At 72.3% G+C, this 19,099-nt stretch carries 22 protein-coding genes; 6 read left to right on the top strand and 16 right to left on the bottom strand.

The features are described 5' to 3' along the window. Window positions 1-278: 278 nt before the first annotated feature. Together FYW99_RS01170 and FYW99_RS01175 are read right to left on the bottom strand one after the other, a co-directional pair. A complete protein-coding gene (locus FYW99_RS01170; protein ID WP_150249004.1) occupies window positions 279-602 on the bottom strand; it encodes a hypothetical protein in 324 nt (107 codons plus the stop codon). Window positions 603-681: 79 nt separating this feature from the next. Then, window positions 682-1,110, bottom strand: a complete 429-nt coding sequence (locus tag FYW99_RS01175; RefSeq protein WP_150249007.1) for an Hsp20/alpha crystallin family protein — start codon at window positions 1,108-1,110, stop codon at window positions 682-684. A gap of 158 nt (window positions 1,111-1,268) precedes the next feature. On the opposite strand from FYW99_RS01175, the gene FYW99_RS01180 reads away from it, so the two are divergent. Further along, complete coding sequence (locus tag FYW99_RS01180; RefSeq protein ID WP_150249010.1) at window positions 1,269-1,556, top strand: MerR family transcriptional regulator; 288 nt, start codon at window positions 1,269-1,271, stop codon at window positions 1,554-1,556. Window positions 1,557-1,632: 76 nt separating this feature from the next. On the opposite strand, the gene mnhG is transcribed toward FYW99_RS01180, so the two are convergent. The 6 genes from mnhG to FYW99_RS01210 are packed head-to-tail and all read right to left on the bottom strand — an operon-like array spanning window position 1,633 to window position 8,446. Continuing rightward, window positions 1,633-2,028 (bottom strand): monovalent cation/H(+) antiporter subunit G, encoded by a 396-nt coding sequence (mnhG, locus tag FYW99_RS01185; RefSeq protein WP_150249013.1) that lies wholly within the window; start codon window positions 2,026-2,028, stop codon window positions 1,633-1,635. Continuing rightward, the gene (locus tag FYW99_RS01190) at window positions 2,025-2,396 is read right to left on the bottom strand and encodes a monovalent cation/H+ antiporter complex subunit F (protein ID WP_150249016.1); all 372 of its coding nucleotides are present in this window, start codon (window positions 2,394-2,396) and stop codon (window positions 2,025-2,027) included. Before FYW99_RS01190 ends, mnhG begins: the two co-directional genes overlap by 4 nt. Beyond that, window positions 2,393-3,010 carry a Na+/H+ antiporter subunit E gene (locus FYW99_RS01195; protein WP_150249019.1) on the bottom strand — a complete coding sequence of 206 codons (618 nt, stop codon included), beginning with the start codon at window positions 3,008-3,010 and terminating at the stop codon, window positions 2,393-2,395. The genes FYW99_RS01190 and FYW99_RS01195 overlap by 4 nt, the downstream gene beginning before the upstream one ends. Further along, window positions 3,007-4,665: a Na+/H+ antiporter subunit D gene (locus FYW99_RS01200; RefSeq protein ID WP_190394526.1), complete on the bottom strand. Its 1,659-nt coding sequence runs from the start codon at window positions 4,663-4,665 to the stop codon at window positions 3,007-3,009. Before FYW99_RS01200 ends, FYW99_RS01195 begins: the two co-directional genes overlap by 4 nt. A gap of 2 nt (window positions 4,666-4,667) precedes the next feature. Further along, on the bottom strand, window positions 4,668-5,498 hold the full coding sequence (locus FYW99_RS01205) for a Na(+)/H(+) antiporter subunit C (protein WP_150249025.1): 831 nt from the start codon (window positions 5,496-5,498) through the stop codon (window positions 4,668-4,670). Continuing rightward, window positions 5,495-8,446, bottom strand: coding sequence for a Na+/H+ antiporter subunit A (locus tag FYW99_RS01210; protein ID WP_150249829.1), 2,952 nt, complete (start codon window positions 8,444-8,446; stop codon window positions 5,495-5,497). The genes FYW99_RS01205 and FYW99_RS01210 overlap by 4 nt, the downstream gene beginning before the upstream one ends. A gap of 254 nt (window positions 8,447-8,700) precedes the next feature. On the opposite strand from FYW99_RS01210, the gene FYW99_RS01215 reads away from it, so the two are divergent. Next, window positions 8,701-9,177, top strand: a complete 477-nt coding sequence (locus tag FYW99_RS01215) for a MarR family winged helix-turn-helix transcriptional regulator (protein WP_150249028.1) — start codon at window positions 8,701-8,703, stop codon at window positions 9,175-9,177. A gap of 69 nt (window positions 9,178-9,246) precedes the next feature. Here the strand turns inward: FYW99_RS01215 and FYW99_RS01220 are convergent, their stop codons facing one another. Continuing rightward, on the bottom strand, window positions 9,247-9,609 hold the full coding sequence (locus FYW99_RS01220) for a DMT family transporter (RefSeq protein WP_223838627.1): 363 nt from the start codon (window positions 9,607-9,609) through the stop codon (window positions 9,247-9,249). Beyond that, window positions 9,606-10,364, bottom strand: coding sequence for an SDR family NAD(P)-dependent oxidoreductase (locus tag FYW99_RS01225; RefSeq protein WP_150249032.1), 759 nt, complete (start codon window positions 10,362-10,364; stop codon window positions 9,606-9,608). The genes FYW99_RS01220 and FYW99_RS01225 overlap by 4 nt, the downstream gene beginning before the upstream one ends. A 154-nt stretch (window positions 10,365-10,518) precedes the next feature. Here FYW99_RS01225 and FYW99_RS01230 point away from each other — a divergent pair, with 154 nt between their 5' ends. The 3 genes from FYW99_RS01230 (at window position 10,519) to FYW99_RS01240 (ending at window position 12,563) form a co-directional block, all read left to right on the top strand. Beyond that, window positions 10,519-11,139 (top strand): TetR/AcrR family transcriptional regulator, encoded by a 621-nt coding sequence (locus tag FYW99_RS01230; RefSeq protein ID WP_150249035.1) that lies wholly within the window; start codon window positions 10,519-10,521, stop codon window positions 11,137-11,139. Window positions 11,140-11,283: 144 nt separating this feature from the next. Beyond that, window positions 11,284-11,943, top strand: coding sequence for a ClpP family protease (locus FYW99_RS01235; RefSeq protein WP_150249038.1), 660 nt, complete (start codon window positions 11,284-11,286; stop codon window positions 11,941-11,943). After that, window positions 11,940-12,563, top strand: a complete 624-nt coding sequence (locus tag FYW99_RS01240; protein ID WP_150249041.1) for an ATP-dependent Clp protease proteolytic subunit — start codon at window positions 11,940-11,942, stop codon at window positions 12,561-12,563. Before FYW99_RS01235 ends, FYW99_RS01240 begins: the two co-directional genes overlap by 4 nt. Before the next feature lie 60 nt (window positions 12,564-12,623). On the opposite strand, the gene FYW99_RS01245 is transcribed toward FYW99_RS01240, so the two are convergent. Further along, complete coding sequence (locus FYW99_RS01245) at window positions 12,624-13,007, bottom strand: helix-turn-helix domain-containing protein (protein WP_150249044.1); 384 nt, start codon at window positions 13,005-13,007, stop codon at window positions 12,624-12,626. A gap of 380 nt (window positions 13,008-13,387) precedes the next feature. On the opposite strand from FYW99_RS01245, the gene FYW99_RS01250 reads away from it, so the two are divergent. Continuing rightward, the gene (locus FYW99_RS01250) at window positions 13,388-13,666 is read left to right on the top strand and encodes a GlsB/YeaQ/YmgE family stress response membrane protein (protein ID WP_150249047.1); all 279 of its coding nucleotides are present in this window, start codon (window positions 13,388-13,390) and stop codon (window positions 13,664-13,666) included. Window positions 13,667-13,894: 228 nt separating this feature from the next. Here FYW99_RS01250 and FYW99_RS01255 read toward each other — a convergent pair whose 3' ends face one another. From FYW99_RS01255 to FYW99_RS01275, 5 genes are all read right to left on the bottom strand, one after another. After that, window positions 13,895-14,809, bottom strand: a complete 915-nt coding sequence (locus FYW99_RS01255; RefSeq protein ID WP_150249050.1) for a Gfo/Idh/MocA family protein — start codon at window positions 14,807-14,809, stop codon at window positions 13,895-13,897. 103 nt (window positions 14,810-14,912) lie between these two features. Beyond that, window positions 14,913-16,052, bottom strand: coding sequence for a galactokinase (galK, locus tag FYW99_RS01260; protein WP_150249053.1), 1,140 nt, complete (start codon window positions 16,050-16,052; stop codon window positions 14,913-14,915). Window positions 16,053-16,083: 31 nt separating this feature from the next. Beyond that, entirely contained in the window at window positions 16,084-17,046 is a 963-nt protein-coding gene (gene galE, locus FYW99_RS01265) for a UDP-glucose 4-epimerase GalE (RefSeq protein WP_150249056.1), read from the bottom strand. After that, the gene (gene galT, locus FYW99_RS01270; protein WP_150249059.1) at window positions 17,043-18,125 is read right to left on the bottom strand and encodes a galactose-1-phosphate uridylyltransferase; all 1,083 of its coding nucleotides are present in this window, start codon (window positions 18,123-18,125) and stop codon (window positions 17,043-17,045) included. Before galT ends, galE begins: the two co-directional genes overlap by 4 nt. Beyond that, on the bottom strand, window positions 18,122-18,919 hold the full coding sequence (locus FYW99_RS01275; protein ID WP_150249062.1) for a DeoR/GlpR family DNA-binding transcription regulator: 798 nt from the start codon (window positions 18,917-18,919) through the stop codon (window positions 18,122-18,124). The genes galT and FYW99_RS01275 overlap by 4 nt, the downstream gene beginning before the upstream one ends. Between the last annotated feature and the right edge of the window lie 180 nt (window positions 18,920-19,099).

Consider the following 19,099-nt stretch of genomic DNA (forward strand, 5'->3'; position numbering starts at 1 on the left):
GTTGGCGAGGAACCGGTCCTGCGTCACTGCGGTCCTACCGGCTCCCGGCGCTGTCCAGCATTCGTGCGCCGGTCGAGCCCTACCGCGTTTCCCTTGTCGCTACGGCGCCCCCCGTGCTGGCGGGACACCGGTCCTGCTCTCCACCGGCGTATCCGGTGGTCCACCCCGTGGATCTCTGTGGCTACGACAGGAAATGTATCAGTGCTTCCAGTGGATGTCTACTCTGGCCGATGCAGATTTCGGTGTGTCCCGCGAGCAGGTTTTCTGGGGGCGCGGCCTCAGGCCGCCCCGGCGTACGCCGGGGCGGCCAGGGACGCCCGCAGCTGTTCGGCCAGCGGCTCGTCGAGGCTGTGCGGCAGGCCCCCGTGGCGGGGGTCCCGGCACGCCCGCCGGAAGGCGTCGGGGTCGCCGGTCAGGTCCGCGGTGGCGCTTCTGAGGTCCTCCAGCGCCTGGCGGAGACGCCCGGGCGTGCTCCCCCACGCGGCCTCGTAGGCCCGGAGGGCGCGAAAGAAACGGACGCACGCCAGATGGGTCGTCTCCCGGTGGTCGTGGCGCTGGATGTGCTCGGCCACCGCGCGGGTCCTGCGAAGTGTGGAAGGCATCGGATCACTGCTTCCCGAGGAGAGGGGCACGGACAACTGCTCAGGGGCGGCGGTCCGGCCCGAGCCGGACCGCCGGGGCTCAGGCCCGGATGCTGTGGGGCTGGCCCCCGCCCTTGCCGACGCTGATCTTGCGCGGCTTGGCCTGTTCGGCGACCGGGATGCGCAGGGTCAGGACGCCGTCGGTGTAGTCGGCCTGGATGGCGTCGGTCTCCAGCGTCTCGCCGAGGAACAGCTGCCGAGAGAAGGTGCCGGTGGGACGTTCGGCGACCACCACCGACTCGCGGTCGCGCACGGTGTCGGGGCGCTCGGCGGTCACCGTGAGCACGTTGCGCTCGACCTCCAGGTCGATGGAGTCGGCGCGCACGCCCGGCAGGTCGAAGCAGACGACGAAGACGTCACCGTCGCGGTAGGCGTCGATCGGCATCGCGGCAGGTCGGGACGCCTCGCCCAGAATCCGCTGTGTCAGGCGGTCGATGTCCCGGAAGGGGTCGGTACGCATCAGCATCATGGAAACCTCCCTTGGCTCTACTAGAAAACCTGATGCGAGGTGACGCAAGTTTTATACCTCATGCTGGAGAGGTAAACAACTGTGTCCGACAAAGGTTTTCTCAAGCCAGGGGTAAGCGCACGGGGCCCACGGGCGGTCCCGTCGGGGAGGACGTGCTGATGACGGAACCGCGTCCGGGCCCTGCCCGGGGCCTGTACACGATCTCCGTGGCCGCGGAGTTGGCGGGTGTCGCGCCGAGGACCCTGCGCTCCTACGAGGAGCGGGGCCTGGTCGCCCCGGCGCGCACCGGGGGCGGCACGCGGCTGTACAGCGACGACGACGTCGCCCGCTCGCGGCGGGTGGCCGAGTTGGCGGCCCAGGGGGTGAACCTCGCGGGGATCGGACGGATCCTGGAACTGGAGGAGGAGAACACCAGGCTGCGCGACGGTTCTTCCGGGGACGGATGAGGCGGCCGCGAACGCGGCGAGGGCCCCGGAGGCTCAGCCGCCCTCCGGGGCCCTCGCGCTGACTTCTGCCCGCCGCCTACCGGGAGGCGCCGTCCGCGCCGCCTTCGTGCTCGGCCTCCAGGCGCTCGGCCAGCTCGTCCCGGACGATGAGCTTCTCCTCGATGCGCCCGGTCCGGTAGCCCACGCGGGCGGTGATGTGGCCCGCCACGGGGACGGTCACGACCTGGAAGAGCGCCACCAGTACCAGCGTTCCGGCACTGAAGACGTTGGTCTCCACGGGGATCAGCCGGATGCCGATCCCCACCAGCACCAGCAGCAGCCCCAGGATCTGCGGCTTGGCCGCGGTGTGCATGCGCGAGAGCAGGTCGGGGAAGCGGATCAGGCCCACGCCCGCGACGAGGGAGAGCATGGCCCCGGCCAGGATGCACAGGACCGCCGCCCAGTCCAGGACGGTGGCGAGTTGGTCGCTCACGAGGTCTCCCCCTTCTCCTGCTCCCGCCGTTCCGATTCGGGAACCGCGTCGGTGGGCGCCGCGGAGGTCGGGTGGGCCTCGGTCGGCGTGGCGATGTGCTCCTGCTCATCGTGTACCCGGCGGGCGACGAACTTGGCGATGCTGACCGATCCGACGAATCCCAGCAGGGACAGGACCAGCAGGGTCGGCAGCACCGTGGGGTCGCGGTTGAAGGCCGCGTAGGCGCCCACGCCGGTCAGTGCCGAGGCGAGCAGCACGTCCACGGACAGCGCCCGGTCCAGGATGCTCGGACCGATGAGCATCCGGATCACGCCCAGCAGAGCCGCCGCGCCGAGCATGACTCCGATGGCGATCCACAGAGCGTTCACGACCTCTCCTCCCCGTCGAGGTTCTCGGGTCCGCCCGCCCGCAGCGCGGCGACGTCCTCGTGTGTGCCCAGCGCCATCACGAAGCGCTTCTCCAGCCTCCAGATGTCCCGGCGGCCCCGCTCGACGTCCTCCTCGCTCTCCACCCCCAGCATGTGCACGTACAGGATCCGTTCGGGATGGTTGACCTCGACGATCAGGGTGCCCGGGATGATCGAGGTGGCGATCGCGGTGCTCACCATCGTCAGGTCCGATTCGGTGCGCATGCGCACCGCCACCACCGAGCTGCGCACCTGTCCGGGGCTGAAGGTCAGCACGGTGACCTGGAAACTGGCCGCCACCATCTCGACGGCCACGTGCACGAGCAGCCGGACCAGGTTCACCGGGTGGAAGCGGGGCACCGGGGTGATCGGCGGCAGCGGGAACAGCAGCATGATCAGCACCGACACCAGGAAGCCCAGGACGAGCAGGCCCAGGGACTCCCGGCGGAGCTGGAAGCCGTCGAAGAGGAGCATCCACACCAGGGTCATGCCGAGCGCGACCGGGATCTGCACCTTGCCCAGGCGCCTGCGCAGCGCGGTCAGGCCGATCTTCTTCTTCTCCTGTAGGTCGATCACCGGTCGCCTCCGAGAACGGCCTCGACGTAGGGGCTGCGCGCCTGGAGTTCGACCGCCGCGTCCGAGGAGTACTCGATCAGCGGTCCGGCCAGTAACGTCAGGGCGAGGCCGAACACCACCAGTGCCACCGTGGCGCCGACCATGCTCTTCGGCAGGGCGACGGACGTGACCACGGGCGTGGCCGCGGTCGAGGTGTCGCTCAGCCGTGAGGACGGGCCGACAGCCTCGCCGGGGCCCAGGGCCGCGGTGGAGGGGTCGTCGGTCTCGGTGTCCTCCAGCACGGTGCCGGGCTCGGCCACCATCCCCTCGGACGGCGTCCGCCAGAACGCGTAGTTCCACACCCGGGCGATGACGTACAGGGTCAGCAGGCTCGTGAGCACCGACGCGCCCACCAGGGTGTAGGACAGCGGGGTGCCCGCCTCCACCCCGGCCTGGATCAGGCCGAGCTTGCCGAGGAAGCCCGACAGCGGCGGGATGCCGCCCAGGTTCATCGCGGGGACGAAGAACAGGACCGCGAGTATCGGCGCTATCCTGCCCAGGCCGCCCAGGTGGTCCAGCGACGCCGATCCGCCGCGGCGCTCGATCAGACCCGTGACGAGGAACAGCGTGGTCTGCACCGTGATGTGGTGCGCGATGTAGAACACCGCGCCCGCCATGCCCTGCTCGCTGCCCAGGGCCACGCCGAACACCATGTACCCGATGTGGCTGATCAGCGTGAAGGACAGCAGACGCTTGATGTCGGTCTGGGCGACCGCGCCCAGGATGCCCATGATCATGGTCGCCAGGGCCACGACCATCAGCAGGTCGTTGAGCTGGTCGCCGGGGAACAGCAGGGTCTGCGTGCGGATGATCGTGTACACGCCCACCTTGGTGAGCAGGCCCGCGAACACCGCGGTGACCGGCGCGGGCGCCGTCGGGTAGGAGTCGGGCAGCCACGCGGCCAGCGGGAAGACCGCCGCCTTGATACCGAAGGCGAACAGCAGCATGACCTGGAGGATCGCCCTCAGGTCGGTGGACAGCTCGGGCAGCCGCTCGCCGAGCTGGGCCATGTTCACCGTGCCGGTCGCGCCGAAGACCAGCGCGATGGCGATGAGGAACAGTACCGACGACACCAGGGACACCACGACGTAGATGGCGCCCGCCCGCATCCGGGACTGCGTGCCGCCCAGGGTCAGCAGCACGTAGCTGGCGGTCAGCAGGATCTCGAACCCGACGTACAGGTTGAACAGGTCCCCGGCCAGGAAGGCGTTGGACACGCCCGCCACCAGGATCAGGTAGGTCGGCTGGTACACCGACAGCGGCGCCACCTCGGCCTTGCCCGCCATGCCCTGGCCGATGGAGTACACCAGCACGGCCAGCGTGATCGCCGCCGACACCGTGACCATCAGCGCGGAGAGCCGGTCGGCGACCAGGGTGATGCCGATCGGCGCCTCCCAGCCGCCCACCTGCACGACCTGCGGGCCGTAGGCGTGGGAGCCGAGCATCAGCACGAGGCCGATGACCAGCACCAGGGCCAGCGAGATGACGCTGAGCGCCTGCTGGAGGCGGGGCCAGCGGATGCCGAGCGCCAGCTTCACCCCGGCCGCGAACAGCGGGAGCACCACCGGCAGCGGGATGAAGTAGTGCAGCAGACCGACGAAGTAGTCCGTCCCCATGGTCACTCGCTCCCTTGCAGGTCGCTGTCCTCGGCGCGGGCCAGGCGCTCGCGTTCGGCCCGCATGGTCTGGCGCGCCTGGCGGCGCTGCGAGCGGATGCGGCGCCGCAGCTCGCGCCACAGCTCACGCTCGGCGGCGCGGTCGGCCCGCCTGTGCTCGCGCAGCCGCCTGCGCCCCTGGCGGATGTGTCCCCGCAGTTCCTGGATCTGGGCGCTCATGGACTCCGCGCGGTCGCTCAGGCGGCGCATGGTCTCCTGGGACCGCTTGTCGGGAGCGCTGTCCTCCGCCTCCAGCTCGTAGCGGGCCAGTTCTGCCTGCGCCCGCGCGATCTCGGCCTTGATGCGGGCCTGCTCGGCCAGCTCGCGGGCGTCGGCGGTGGCGATGGTCGCCTGGAGCTCGGCCCGCTGGCGGCGGATGTCGGCCTGGAGCCTGCGGCGCTCCTTGCGGAAGCGCTGGCGCACCGCGCGGCGCCCCTCGCCCTGGACGATGCGCAGGTCCTCCGCGTCGTCCTGGACCTCGTCGTTGCCCTCCAGCTGCCAGCTCCGGTAGGCCATGGCCAGCAGGAACGCCGTGATGCCGAGGGTGATGACGATCGCCGTCAGGATCATCGCCTGCGGCAGCGGGTCGGTCATCTCCTCCGGGTCGGTGAGCCACAGGATCGGCGGACCGCCGGGCTCGCCCGCCATGGACAGGATCAGCAGGTTGACCCCGTTGCTCATGACGATGAAGCCGAGCAGCACGCGGGTGAGGCTGCGCTCCAGCAGGAGCACGACGCCCACCGCGACGAGGACGCCGATGACGATGACGAGGAGCAGGCTGGGCGACTCGTTCACGAGATGACCTCCTCGGGGCGCTCGGGGACTCCGGTCCTGGCCTTGGTCTCCGCCTGCGCGGCGTCCCGCTCGATCTGCTCGTCGATGCGGGCGCCGAGGCTGCGCAGGATGTCCAGGATGAGCCCGATCACCAGCAGGTACACGCCGAAGTCGAAGAGCAGGGACACCGTGACGTGGGCCTCGCCCAGGATCCAGAAGTCGATGTAGGCGTCGCCTCCCGCCAGGACGTCGGTGCCGAAGATCGCCCCGCCCAGCGCGGTGCCGGTGGCCACGGCCAGGCCCGTGCCGATCAGCGCGCCCGGCTGCACCCACGCGGTGGCGTACAGCTCGAACCGGCCTCCGGCCAGGTAGCGGACGATGAACGCCAGGCCCGCGACGATGCCGCCCGCGAAGCCGCCGCCGATGGCGGTGTGGCCGGTCAGCAGCAGGTACACCGAGATGACCATGACCACCGGGAACAGGAAGCGCGAGACGACCTCGAAGATGACCGACCGGCGCCTGGTGGGCAGGGCGTCGGCGCCCGGCAGCCAGGTGTGCCGCCACCGGGGTTCGACGTGCATCGTGCGGGGGGCGAACCGCAGGCCGCCGAGCTCGAGCCCGCGCTGGCCGTCACCGGGCTCGGGCGGCTTGGTGACCGACAGGGCCATCAGTCCCCCGGGCGTCTTGCGGGGCTGGGCGCGGCGGCGCACGAACATCAGGCTGGCCACACCGGCGGCCGCGGCGGCGAGCACCGAGATCTCGCCCATGGTGTCCCAGGCGCGGACGTCGACCAGCAGCACCGAGATGATGTTGTAGCCGCCCGCCTCCTCGGCCGCGGCCGGGTAGCCCGCCGAGACGGAGGGCTCCTGGCGGCCCGCCAGGGCGAACCAGCTCATCGCGGCCACCAGGACGCCGGTGGCCAGGCCCAGTGCCAGGTTCCACATCCGGCGCCCGCGCAGTGCGGGCGCCGAGAAGCGGGCCGGGAAGCGGCGCAGCACCAGCACGAAGACCACCAGGCTGACGGTCTCCACGAGGAACTGGGTGAGCGCGATGTCGGGGGCGCCCATCAGGTAGAACAGGGCGGCGACGCCGTAGCCGCCGGTGCCCACGAGGATCACCGCGAACAGGCGGCGGCGCACGAACAGCGTCAGCAGGGCGGTGGCGCTGATGATCACGGCCGGGATGATCTGGACCGGGCTGTCCCACAGGCGCACCGCGGGGTAGTCGCCCTCCCAGATCCGGCCGCTGACCATCCACCACCCGGCGGCGACGATCAGGGTGATCAGGATGGTGCCGAGGTAGATCGGCAGCGAACCGCGCTGGGTGCCGCCGGTGACCTGGAGGGCCAGGTTCTCCAGCGCGGCGAGCATCCGGCGGTAGACCCGGTCGGCGTCGGGCAGCGCGGCCCGCGTTCCCACCCACACGATCTCGTGGCGGAACCGGAACAGCACCAGGCCGCCCGCGACGCACACCGCCGACAGCAGCAGGGGCAGTCCCAGGCCGTGCCACAGGGCCAGGTGCTTGACGTAGTCGCCCTCGGCGACGGGGACGGTGTCGGCGTACACGGCGAGGAAGGGGTCCACGAGGGTGGAGAGCAGGCCGCCGAGCAGGCCGAGCCCCGCCAGGACCGCGGCGGGCGCCTGGAAGAGCGGACCGGGGGCGTGGACCGGAGTGGGGGGGACGTTCTCCTTGTCCCAGAAGGCGCCCCACAGGAAGCGCAGGCTGTAGGCGACGGTGAAGGTGGAGCCGACCACGAGGCCCGCCAGGACGGCGACGTCGACGCCGCCGCCGTGCTCGAAGGCGCCGAAGGCCAGCTCCTTGGCCGCGAACCCGAGGGTGGGCGGCAGGCCCGCCATGGAGGCCAGCGCCGCGACCGTGGTCCAGAAGGTCACGGGCATGGACGAGCGCAGGCCGGACAGCTCGCGCAGGTCGCGGGTTCCGGTGCCGTGGTCGATGACGCCGACCACGAGGAACAGCGGCGCCTTGAACAGCGAGTGCGCGACGAGCATGGAGATCCCGGCCAGGGCGCCGGCCTGCGTTCCGGCGCCCAGCAGGGTGATGAGGAAGCCCAGCTGGCTGATGGTGCCGTAGGCCAGGACCAGCTTGAGGTCGTACTGGCGCAGCGCCTTCCAGCCCGCGAGGACCATGGTGAGCGTGCCGAAGAACAGGGCCGTGTACTTCCACACGGCGACGTCGTGGAAGGCGGGGGTGAGCCGGGCGACCAGGTAGACGCCCGCCTTGACCATCGCCGCGGCGTGCAGGTAGCCGGAGACCGGCGTGGGGGCGCGCATGGCGGCGGGGAGCCACAGGCTGAACGGCAGCAGGGCCGACTTGGACATCGCGCCGACCAGGACGAGCACGAGCGCGACGTTGACCAGGGTGCCGCTCGGAGGCGAGGCGACGATCTCGGAGATCACGTAGGTCCCGGCGGTCTCGCCGAGCATGATCATGCCCACCAGCATCGTCAGTCCGCCGAAGGTGGTGACGGTCAGGGCCGTCATCGCCGCCCGGCGGCTCTCCTTGAGCTCCGTGCTGTGCCCGATGAGCAGGTAGGAGAAGACCGTGGTCAGCTCCCAGTACACGAAGAGCTGGATGAGGTCGTCGGCCAGCACCAGGCCCAGCATCGCCCCGGCGAAGGCGACGAACACCCCGGCGAAGCGCGCCAGGCCCGGCTCGGAGTCGTCGAAGTAGCGGGCGCAGTAGACCAGGATCAGGGCGCCCACGCCCGCGGCGATGAGCGTCATGACCAGGCTCAGGCCGTCCATGTACAGGCCGAGCCGGAGGGAGAACTCCGGTGCCCAGGGGATGGAGGTCGAGAGGGTCTCGCCGCGCATCACGGCGGGGATCTGGAAGAGGGCCCAGACGGTGGACACACCCGGGACGACGGCGAGCGCGAGGAAGGCGTTACGGCCCCACTGGCGCACCAGTAACGGCGCGATCGCAGCTGCGATGAAATGCGCGATCAGCACTGTTGTCAATGCGCCCCTCCCGGACCTGTCCGGGCCCGCCCTGGTGTCGGACGGACGTCCACTGCCCCGCGCCGCGTCCACAACCGGTCAGTGGACGACCGGTCAGTGGATGAGAGGTGTCGCTACGGTTTGTGGGGGCAAGGATGTATGTGAACTTGCGTGCCTTAGCTATTTAATAGTTACACTACACAAACGTCAAACCACCGCGCGGGTCGTGGACCCGCGGTGCCCGCCCAGCATGCGAGGACCGTTTCGTGCCCGACGAGACCCACGAACCCCGTGCCGAGCAGCACGGTTCCGAGCTTGAGGAGTTCCAGCGCGCCTGGACCGAACTCATCAACGCGGCGATCCACGCCCGCTCGCGCAGCGGGCACGGCCACCGGGGTGCCGAGGATCTCACTCTCACGCAGGCGCTCCTGATGGAGGCGGTCCGCGGTATGGACAGCCCCAGCGTCGGCGCCGTCGCGCACATCGTCGGCGTCTCCTCCCCCTCCGCCACCCGCATGATCCAACAGCTGGAGCGCAAGGGCATGATGGCGCGCCGCCGCTCCGAGCGCGACGAGCGCAGCACCGTGGTGACCATCACCGAGGAGGGCGAGCGGGTGCTCGCGATCCGCCGCAGGGACATGGAGCGCAAGCAGCGCCAGGTGTTCGACGCCATAAGGCCGTCGCTGCGGCCGATGGTGCTCACCCTGCTGCGCGATCTGCGCGAGGCCCTCGACGAGACCTGAGCCCCCGCGCCGGTCCGGGCCGGGCACCCGCACCCGCGGGAGCCCGGCCCGGCGGCCGGGGGGCGGTGTTCACCCGGTACGCCCGTCCAAGACGTGCAGTCCGGCGACCCCGGTGAGGATGAGTGCGACGAAGAGGATCCTCAGGGGGCTGGCGTCCTCGCCGAGGAAGGTGATCCCGGCCAGCACCACCCCCGCGGCGCCAAGACCGACCCACACCGCGTACCCCGTGCCCACGGGCAGGTCGCGCAGTGCCAGGGCGAGCAATCCGAAGCTGGCGGCGGCGCCGCCGACAGCCAGGGCGCCGGGCCACGGCCGGGTGAAGCCGTGGGACTCCTTCAGGGCCAGCGCCCAGACCACCTCCAGGGCGGCGGCGGCCCCCAGGAGCAGCCACGCCGCGGGGAACCAGCCGGGCAGGCCCGGGCCTCCACTCACGCGTTCGCCCCCGCGTCGACCAGGATCGAGGTTCCGGTGATGCTCCGCCCGCCCGGCCCTGCGAGGTGGGCCACGGACGCGGCCACGTCCTCCGGCGAGGAGTAGCGCCCCAACGCGGTCAGCGCGCGTTCGGCCTCCGCCTCCGGCCCGTCCGCCGGGTTCATCTCGGTGTCGGTGGACCCGGGGTGGACGAGATTCACCGTGATCCCCCGCGGGCCGAGCTCGCGCGCCAGGGAGCGGGTGAGCCCCAGCAGCGCCGCCTTGCTCGTCGTGTACAGGGTCGTTTCCGCGTTCGGGGCGCGCTCGCTCAGGTTGGTCCCGATACTGATGATCCGCCCTCCGTCCCCCATGTACCGGGCCGCGGCCTGCGCCGCGACGAACGCCGCGCGGGCGTGCACGGCCATCGCGTGGTCGAACTCGGCCACGGTGACCTCCGAGAAGGGGCCGAAGGGGGCGATCCCCGCGTTGTTGACCAGCACGTCCGGGCCGCCGAGCTGTTCGTGGACCCGGTCGACGGCGTCACGTACCGCCTCGGGATCGGCGGAGTCGGCGCGTAGGGCCAGGGCGCGTACCCCGTGCGTCTGGGCCCTGCGGACCACGGAGCCGGCGCGCTCCCGCGAGTCCCGGTAGGTCAGCGCCACGTCCGTGCCCTCGGCGGCGAGCCTGAGGACGACGGCGGCACCGATCCCGCGGCTGCCTCCCATGACCAGGGCGACGCGCCCGGTGAGGGGGCCTGGGGAACTTCTGGGGGGCATGTCGGCTCCTTGGTGTCGTTGTTTCCGTTGTTCCCTGCCCGGTCGATATTAAGTGGAATTAATTCCACTTACAAGGCGCGGAGGGGGCTGGTTATACTCGCCGCGTGTCCGCAGGTCGCCGGGAAGCCCCGCAGGAAGCCTCGGGGGGCGCCCGATGAGCGGGACCGCGCCCCGCCGCCGCGCGCTGCCCATGGCCGGGGCCGCCCGCCCCGAGCGCGCCGACGCCGCGCGCAACCGCCGCGCTCTCGTCGCCGCCGCGCACGAACTCCTCGCCGAACTCGGCACCGGAGGCCTGACCCTGGAGGCCGTGGCCGCCCGCGCGGGCACCGGAGTGGGGACCGTCTACCGGCGCTTCGGGGACCTGGCCGGGCTCACCCACGCGATGGTCGACAGTGAGGAGCACGGGTTCCAGCAGGGCTTCCTCCAGGGGCCGCCGCCACTCGGCCCCGGGGCGCCGCCCCTCGAACGCCTGCACGCCTTCGCCGACGCCTTCATCGACCGGTTGGAGACCCAGGCCGAGCTCCTGGCCGTCGCTGAGACCGCCTCCACCCAGGCCCGCTACCGCAGCGGGGCCTACGCCGCCCACCACGCGCACCTGTCGGCCCTGGTGGCGCGGCTGCGCCCGGACTCCGACGCCGCCTACCTGGCCGACGCCCTGCTCACCCCGCTGGAGGCCGCGCTCTACGTCCACCAGCGGCGGACGCGGGGGATGAGCGCGGAGCGGATCCGCGCCGGGGCGCACGAGGTGGTCGACCGCCTCGTCGGGTCCCCCTGACCCCTCTCCCCTCCTCCGGAGGCCGTGCGTCCGGGGCCTCTGCCATGGGCAGATCTGCCCCGGGCCGAAACGGTGGAAGTCTCCCTCTCCGCCGCCGCAGGCTGGGATCACCGGCCCGCGAGGGGCCGGTGAAGGGAGAGTGCCATGCCGACCCATGTCGCCGCCTCGGACGAGACCTCCGGCGGTGCCTTCGACGACCAGCTGGCCGCGCGCCTGCTGCGCAGCCGCATCGTGCTGCTGGGCACGCAGGTCGACGAGACCAGCGCCAACCGGGTGTGCGCGCAGATCCTGCTGCTCGCCGACGAGGACCCGCGCAAGGACATCACGCTCGCCGTCAACAGCCCCGGCGGCTCGGTGTCGGCCGGGCTGGCCATCTACGACGTGATGAACTTCGTACCCAACGACGTGTCCACCCTGGTCATGGGGTTCGCGGCCAGCATGGGCCAGTTCCTGGCCTGCGTCGGCACACCGGGCAAGCGCTACAGCCTGCCGCACGCGCGGATCATGATGCACCAGCCCTCCGGCGGCCTCGGCGGGACGGCCGCCGACATCGCCATCCAGGCCGAGAACCTCGCGCACACCAAGCAGACCATGGTGCGGCTGATCGCCCGGCACACCGGCCAGACCGAGGAGACCATCTCCCGGGACCAGCACCGCGACGCCTGGTTCACCGCTCAGGAGGCCAGGGAGTACGGGTTCGTCGACCACGTGGTCGCGTCCGCCTCGGAGATGGACGGCGGCGGTGTCCGCCTGGGCGCCGGGGCGCCCGGGTTCGCCACGTACGTGAAGGGGGAGGACCGATGAGCGGTCGTTACACGGTGCCGATGGTGGTGGAGCGCACGCCCCACGGCGAGAGGTCCTTCGACGTGTTCAGCCGGCTGCTGTCGGAGCGGATCGTCTTCCTGGGCACGCCGATCGACGACGACGTCGCCAACGTGGTGATGGCGCAGATGCTCCACCTCGACTACGAGTCGAGCGAGACCGACATCCAGCTCTACATCAACTCGCCGGGCGGCTCGAACACCGCGCTGACCGCCATCTACGACACCATGCGGTTCGTGCGCGCGGACGTGGCCACGGTGTGCATGGGCCAGGCGGCCTCCGCCGCGGCGGTGCTGCTGGCGGCGGGCACGGCGGGCAAGCGCACGGCCCTGGAGCACGCGCGGGTGCTGCTGCACCAGCCCTCCGGGGAGGGCCAGGGCGTGGCCGCCGACCTGGAGATCCAGGCCGAGGAGATCCTGCGGGTCCGCTCGCAGGTGGAGGAGATCCTGGCCCGGCACACCGGGCAGACGCAGGAGCGGCTGCGCGCCGACACCGACCGGGACAAGATCTTCACCGCCCAGCAGGCGAAGGACTACGGCCTGGTGGACGGGATCATCACCACCCGTCAGGCGCACCCGGCGGCCGGGAGGGCCGCCGCGTAGGGACCGCCCGGAGCCGGGGGACCGCCGCGCGGAACGCCCCGGCCCGGGTGGCCGCCGCCCTCAGGCGGCCAGCGACAGGACCCGGGCCTGGCGGGCGGGCGCGGCGGCTGGCCGGTAGTCGCCCAGAGCGGTGCCGGTCCGGGTCAGCCCGGCCGTCACGGTCCGCTCGTACAGCTCGCCCAGCACGTCGGACAGGCTCAGCCCCAGGGAGCGGTAGACGGCGGCGAGCACCTCGGAGGAGGCCTCCTTGCGCCCGCGCTCGATCTCGGACAGGTAGGGCAGCGAGACCTGGGCGTCCTCGGCCACGTCGCGCAGCGTGCGGCCCTGTTCGGTCCGGGTGCGCCGCAGCAGGTCGCCGACGAGGTCGCGCATGAGGGGATCCTGCGGCTCCTCGGCGGGCCTGCCCGCGCGGGCCTCGTCCAGCGAACTCAGGACGTCGGTCATCGGGCCTCCACGGTTGTCGTGCGCGACGGTCTCACCCGACGAGCCTACGCCGCCGCCGTCTTGTGGGGGAGTGCGTCCACAGGCGTTCTGCGAAGGGCAGAAAGGGCAGAACCGTCCGGGCGGCGGGTGCGCGCATCCGCTGTCGGCGCCCCGCCCCGGGAGGAGTTCGCGACCGCGCGCGGGTGCGTGCTGTGGACGCGCGGCCCCATCGCGCCCGGCCCTCCAGGCGGTCGGGAGCCGGTAGGCACGGGCGTCCGCCGCCGACCAGGCCATGGCCGGGCACGGAACGCGCAAAGCCTTGGTTCCGTGCGCGTGTCCCGCGTGTTTTCGCCGTCACCGAGCGGGCAGGGGGTGAGGGCGTCAACATCCGGGAGGAACAGATGGAGATCACCGGAATCATCAGTGCGATCGTCGTCGGCCTGATCGTCGGCGCACTGGGACGCCTCATCGTCCCCGGTAAACAGCACCTGCCGATCTGGCTCACCCTGATCCTGGGCATCGTGGCCGCCTTCATCGGCGGCTGGATCGCCGCGGGGATCTTCGGCGCCGGATGGATCATCACGCTGATCATCCAGGTGCTGGTGGCCGCAGCGATCGTCTACCTGGCCGACGGCTTCTACTCCAGGGGCTCCAGGGGAGCCAAGGGCCGCACCGCCTAGTGGCCTGACCGGAACTGTTGCTGGTGTGCCACGAGGGTTCTGAACTGCGGTGATCTTGTACTTACAGCGAGGCCGGGCAGTCGAGACGAGCTATAAGTACAAGATCACGGCGGAGGGGGCGGCCCCGGCGAACCCTCGTGGCCACGGCATCAGCTCCGTGTCCGGAGCGGGCGCCCGAACACGGGCCGAAGCGAAGCGGAGGTCCCGAAAGACACTGCCGCCGGATCGCTATCCGGCGGCCTCGTCCACGCCCACGGCCCGGCCCAGGCGCACCGAGGCCTCGGCGGCCTCCAGCACGGCCACCACGTCCCGGCCGAAGCGCACGTCACAGGGGTCGCCCACCGTTCCCTCCACCTGCGCCAGCAGCCGGTCGACCGCCGCGCCGAACGCCTCCACCGGGCTCCGGTCGCCGCCGGGCACCGGCACCCAGCCCCGCTCGCCGTGCAGCACGACCTCGAAGGTCTTCGCCTCGGGAGCGGCGTCCACGGTCACCGCGAACGAGCCGACCGCACCGCTCTCGTGCCGGGTGAGCATGTGCACGGTGTCCCGCGGCCCCGCCAGCGCCGTCACCTGCGTGACCGGGCCGAGGACCGGCAGCACCAGCGACAGCACGTGCGGTCCCACGTCCCACAGGCCGCCCTTCTGCCGGCGCCAGCGCGAGCCGCCGTAGGGGTTGCCGGGTTCGAAGATCGAGGCGAACAGCGTCGCCCGCACGCCGTTCCAGCCGCCCTCCGCGGCGGCCGAGTCCACGAACTCCACCACGTTCTCGGAGAAGCGGCTGGTGAAGAAGACCACCGACGCCAGCCCGCGCGCCTCGGTCTCGGCGACCACCGCGTCGGCCGCCAGGGTCGACAGCGCCAGCGGCTTGTCCAGCAGCAGGTGCTTCCCGGCCTGCGCGGCGCGCAGGGCCAGGTCGCCCTGGATGTGGGGCGGCAGCGCGATCGCCACGGCGTCCACGTCGGCCAGCAGCGCCTCGAAGTCCGCGTAGGCCCGGGTGCCGTAGCGCTCGGCGAGCGCCGCCGCCTTGGCCTCGTCGCGTCCCCACACCCCCGCCAGGGTGGCGCCGGGATGGGCGTCCAGCGCCGCGGCGTGCGTCTCCGCGGCCCAGTAGCCCGTGCCCAGCAGACCGAACCTGAGTCCCATGCGTACTCCCTCGTCCCTTGTGTCCACCGTCTCACCATTGTCCATGGAAGCGCTCCCACAACCTCGGGCGGGGCCGCCCGCGTGCGGTGCCCGGCCCGGCGCCTCAGGGGTGCAGGCGGCGCGCTCCCTCGGACGGCAGGGCCCCGAACACGGCCGGTTCCTCGAAGCCCCGTTCCCGGTAGGCCTCCAGCACCGCCTTCCCGCAGCCCTCCACGCGCTCGGTCTCCACCAGGGCGACCACGCACCCGCCGAAGCCGCCGCCGGTGATCCTGGCCCCCAGCGCGCCCGCGGCCAGGAGGGAGTCCACCGCGGTGTCCACCTCGGGGACGCTCACCTCGTAGTCGTCGCGCAGTGAGGCGTGGGAGGCGGTGAGCAGCGGCCCCACCTCCCGCGTGCGCCCGGACCGGAGCAGGTCCACGGACCTCAGCACCCGCTCGTTCTCGGTCACCACGTGGCGCACCCGGCGGCGGGACACGTCGTCGGGCAGCGCGGCCAGGGCGCCCGGCAGGTCGGTGACGTCGCGCAGGGCCGCCACCCCCAGGACGCGCGCGGCCTCCTCGCACGAGCGGCGGCGCTCGGCGTAGGCCCCGTCCACGTGCCGGTGCGGGGCGCGGGTGTCGACCACCAGCACGGTCAGCCCCTGCGCGGAGGGGTCGAAGGGCACCTGCTCGGTCTCCAGGGTGCGCGTGTCCATGAACAGGGCGTGCCCCTCGGTGGAGAGCATGGACGCGGACTGGTCCAGGATCCCGCAGGGCATGCCCACGAAGTCGTTCTCCACCCGCTGGGCCAGCCGGGCCACCTCGTCCGGCGCGAGGCCGACCCCGTACAGGGAGGCCGCGGCCATGACGGTCGCGCACGACAGCGCGGCCGACGAGGACAGGCCCGCCCCGCTGGGGATCGTGCTGTCCACCAGCAGGTCCAGCCCGCCCACCGCGTGGCCCTCGTCCCGCAGGACCCACAGCGCCCCGGCGGGGTAGGCGGCCCACCCCCGCACCGCGCCGGGGAACAGGCCCTCCAGCGGGGCCGCGTGCTCCTCCGGCGACTGCCGGGAGAGCAGCCGCACCCGCCCGTCCGCCCGCCGGGCGGCCGAGGCCGTCAGCGCGTGGGGCAGGGCGAAGGGGAGCACGAACCCGTCGTTGTAGTCGGTGTGCTCGCCGATGAGGTTGATCCGCCCCGGCGCGGTCCACACGCCCTCGGGCCCGTATCCGAACACCGAGTGGAACGCGGTCGTCACGTCGTCCACGAGGTCCTGCCTTCCTGCTGTGCGATGGGGGTCAGGCCGTGCCGCGCCGCGCCAGGACGAACTCCCAGGCGTCGGCGACGGTCTCGTCCAGCGTGCGCCCCGGCGTCCAGCCCAGCTCCTCGCGGGCCCGGTCGTTGGCCGCGACCAGGACGGCCGGGTCGCCCGCGCGGCGCGGGCCGTCCACCACGGGCACCGGGCGGCCGGTCACCCGCCGGACCGCCTCGATCACCTCGCGCACGCTGTGCCCGCCGCCCGTGCCCAGGTTGTGGACGCGGAAGACGCCCGGGCGCACGCTCTCCAGGGCGCGCAGGTGCGCGTCGGCCAGGTCGGCGACGTGCAGGTAGTCGCGCACCGCCGTCCCGTCCCGGGTCGGGTAGTCGGTGCCGAACACGCTGGCGTGCCCGTTCCCCTCGGCGGCCACCCGCAGCAGGTTCGGCACCAGGTGCGTCTCGGTCTCGTGCCGCTCGCCGAAGCCCAGGTGAGCCCCGGCCACGTTGAAGTAGCGCAGGCTCACCGCGCCGGTCCCGTGCGCCGTCGCCCACGACTCCAGCATGTGGTCGACGGCGAGCTTGCTCGCGCCGTAGGGGCTGGTGGGCGCCGTCGGGTCGGTCTCGCGGATCGGCGCGTCCCCGGCGGGGTCGCCGTAGGTGGCGGCGCTGGAGGAGAACACCACGCGCCCCACGCCGTGGCGCCGCACGGCCTCCAGCAGCGCCAGCGTCCCCGACACGTTGGTGTGCCAGTACCTGCCCGGGTCCGCCACCGACTCGCCCACCAGGGACCTGGCGGCGAAGTGCAGCACGGCGTCCACGGACGGGTCCAGCACGTCGGCGGCCTCGCGCACGTCGGCGACCACCAGGCGGGCACCCTCGGGGACGGCGTCCGCGTGCCCGGTGGACAGGTCGTCCAGGACGGTCACCGCGTGGCCCGCCCGCAGCAGCAGGGCGGTCACCACGCTCCCGATGTACCCGGCGCCTCCGGTGACGAGCAGTCTCACGGTGCGACCTCCCGCAGCCGCTCGGCGACGGTCTCGGGCGCGACGTCGCTGATGAACGCGCCCATGCCGGACTCGGTCCCGGCCAGGTACTTGAGCTTGCCCGGCGCGCGCCGCACCGAGAACAGCTCCAGGTGCAGGTGGGCCAGGTCGCGCCGGTCGCGCACGGGCGCCTGGTGCCAGGCGGAGATGTAGGGCAGGGGGGCGTCGTAGAGCGCGTCGAAGCGGCGCAGCACGTCCAGGTAGAGGCGGCCGAAGTCCTCGCGCTCCTCCTCCGACAGCGCGGGCAGGTCGGGCACCCGCCGGTGCGGGTACAGGTGCACCTCCACGGGCCAGCGGGCCGCGGCCGGGACGAAGGCCGTCCAGTGCTCGGTCCTGGCCACCACGCGGACCCCGGCCTCCTGCTCGGCGCGCAGCACGTCGGCGAACAGGGAGCCCCCGGTGCGCTCGCGGTACTCCTCGGCGGAGTCGAGCATCCGCCGGGTGCGCGGGGTGACGAAGGGGAACGCGTAGATCTGTCCGTGCGGGTGGTGCAGGGTCACCCCGATCTCGGGCCCCCGGTTCTCGAAGCAGTACACCTGCTCCACGCCCGGCATCGCCGACAGCGCCTCGGTCCGGTCGACCCAGGCGGCCATGACCGTGCGCGCCCGCTCGGGGCCCAGGTCGGCGAAGGACGCGTCGTGGTCGGAGCCGAAGACGAGGACCTCGCAGCGGCCCGCGGCCACGCGCCGGGACGGCTCCAGCTCCCCGACCCCCTCCAGGGCGCGGCCGTCGTCGCGCACCAGCGAGGGGAAGCGGTTCTCGAAGGCGACCACGTCGTAGGAGGCGGCCGGGACCTCGGTCAGGCGCCCCTCGCCGGAGGGGCACAGCGGGCAGTCGTGGCTGGAGGGCAGGTGGGTGCGGCCCTGCCGGTGGGAGGCCACCACCACCCACTCGCGCAGCAGGGGGTCGAAGCGCATCTCCGCGCCCGTCGCGGACGGGGGCAGCTCGCGCAGGTCGGGTGCGGGTTCGCGGGCGGTGTCGCCCTCGTCGAAGTAGACGATCTCGCGGCCGTCGGCCAGCCGGGCCGAGGTCCTCCTCATCCCTCCTCCTTCTTCCTCGGTCGCACGTCGGCGACCACCAGGCGGCCCACGTGCTCGGTCAGGGTGGCCCGGACGGCCGGGTCGGTTCCGGAGTCGGTGACCAGCACGTCGCAGCGGTCCAGCGGCGCGATGGTGCTGATCCCGACCGTGCCCCACTTGCTGTGGTCGGCGGCGACCACGAGGGAGGCGGCGGCCTCCACCAGGGCGCGGTTGGTCTCGGACTCCATGAGGTTGGGCGTGGTGAACCCGGCGCGCTCCTGCATGCCGTGCACGCCCAGGACGAGGACGTCCAGGTTGAGGCCGCGCACGGAGGCGAGCGCGAGCGGACCCACGAGCGCGTCGGAGGGCGTGCGGAAGCCGCCGGTGAGCGCCACGGTCTGGTCGGGCCGCGCGGCCCGGTGGAACACCTCGGCCACGCGCAGCGAGTTGGTGACGACCGTCAGCCCCGGTGTGTCGGCGAGGTACTCGGCGACGGTGGCGGTCGTGGTGCCCGCGGACAGGCCCACGGCGCTGTGCGGCTCGACCAGGTCGGCCACGGCCCGGGCGATGGCGTGCTTCTCGTCCTCCTGGCGGGTGGACTTGGCCTCGAAGCCGGGCTCCTCGGTGCGCGCGCCGTCCGGTGCGACGGCCCCGCCGTGCACCTTGCGCAGCTCCCCCCGGCCCTCCAGGGCGTCGAGGTCGCGGCGCACGGTCATGTCCGACACCGAGAGGCTCTCGACGAGGTCGGACACCCGCACCGCCCCGACGCGCCGCACCTGTTCGAGGATCAGCTCCTGTCGTTGCGCAGCCAGCATCCGCCCCCCAGGGATGATCGAAAATGTGGAAATCTGTTTGATCTAGTGTTCCAGGTTCCCCTCTCGTGTCAATGGTATCCGCCTCCTTCCCGGAAAACTGTTGGAAAACGTTGGTACCTGTTGACAGGGCCGGGGGTGAGTGTCGAACATATTAAAACGTTCGTGTGACCGCCTTCACAT

This window comes from Nocardiopsis deserti, assembly GCF_008638355.1.
GTDB lineage: Bacteria > Actinomycetota > Actinomycetes > Streptosporangiales > Streptosporangiaceae > Nocardiopsis > Nocardiopsis alborubida.

Excerpts from the sequence above, each read along its gene's own strand:
- FYW99_RS01170 (WP_150249004.1), bottom strand. The coding sequence starts at position 602 with ATGCCTTCCACACTTCGCAGGACCCGCGCGGTGGCCGAGCACATCCAG.
- FYW99_RS01175 (WP_150249007.1), bottom strand. The coding sequence starts at position 1,110 with ATGATGCTGATGCGTACCGACCCCTTCCGGGACATCGACCGCCTGACA.
- FYW99_RS01180 (WP_150249010.1), top strand. The coding sequence starts at position 1,269 with ATGACGGAACCGCGTCCGGGCCCTGCCCGGGGCCTGTACACGATCTCC.
- FYW99_RS01200 (WP_190394526.1), bottom strand. The coding sequence starts at position 4,665 with ATGGGGACGGACTACTTCGTCGGTCTGCTGCACTACTTCATCCCGCTG.
- FYW99_RS01225 (WP_150249032.1), bottom strand. The coding sequence starts at position 10,364 with ATGCCCCCCAGAAGTTCCCCAGGCCCCCTCACCGGGCGCGTCGCCCTG.
- FYW99_RS01230 (WP_150249035.1), top strand. The coding sequence starts at position 10,519 with ATGAGCGGGACCGCGCCCCGCCGCCGCGCGCTGCCCATGGCCGGGGCC.
- FYW99_RS01235 (WP_150249038.1), top strand. The coding sequence starts at position 11,284 with ATGCCGACCCATGTCGCCGCCTCGGACGAGACCTCCGGCGGTGCCTTC.
- FYW99_RS01240 (WP_150249041.1), top strand. The coding sequence starts at position 11,940 with ATGAGCGGTCGTTACACGGTGCCGATGGTGGTGGAGCGCACGCCCCAC.
- FYW99_RS01245 (WP_150249044.1), bottom strand. The coding sequence starts at position 13,007 with ATGACCGACGTCCTGAGTTCGCTGGACGAGGCCCGCGCGGGCAGGCCC.
- FYW99_RS01250 (WP_150249047.1), top strand. The coding sequence starts at position 13,388 with ATGGAGATCACCGGAATCATCAGTGCGATCGTCGTCGGCCTGATCGTC.
- FYW99_RS01255 (WP_150249050.1), bottom strand. The coding sequence starts at position 14,809 with ATGGGACTCAGGTTCGGTCTGCTGGGCACGGGCTACTGGGCCGCGGAG.
- galT (WP_150249059.1), bottom strand. The coding sequence starts at position 18,125 with ATGAGGAGGACCTCGGCCCGGCTGGCCGACGGCCGCGAGATCGTCTAC.
- FYW99_RS01275 (WP_150249062.1), bottom strand. The coding sequence starts at position 18,919 with ATGCTGGCTGCGCAACGACAGGAGCTGATCCTCGAACAGGTGCGGCGC.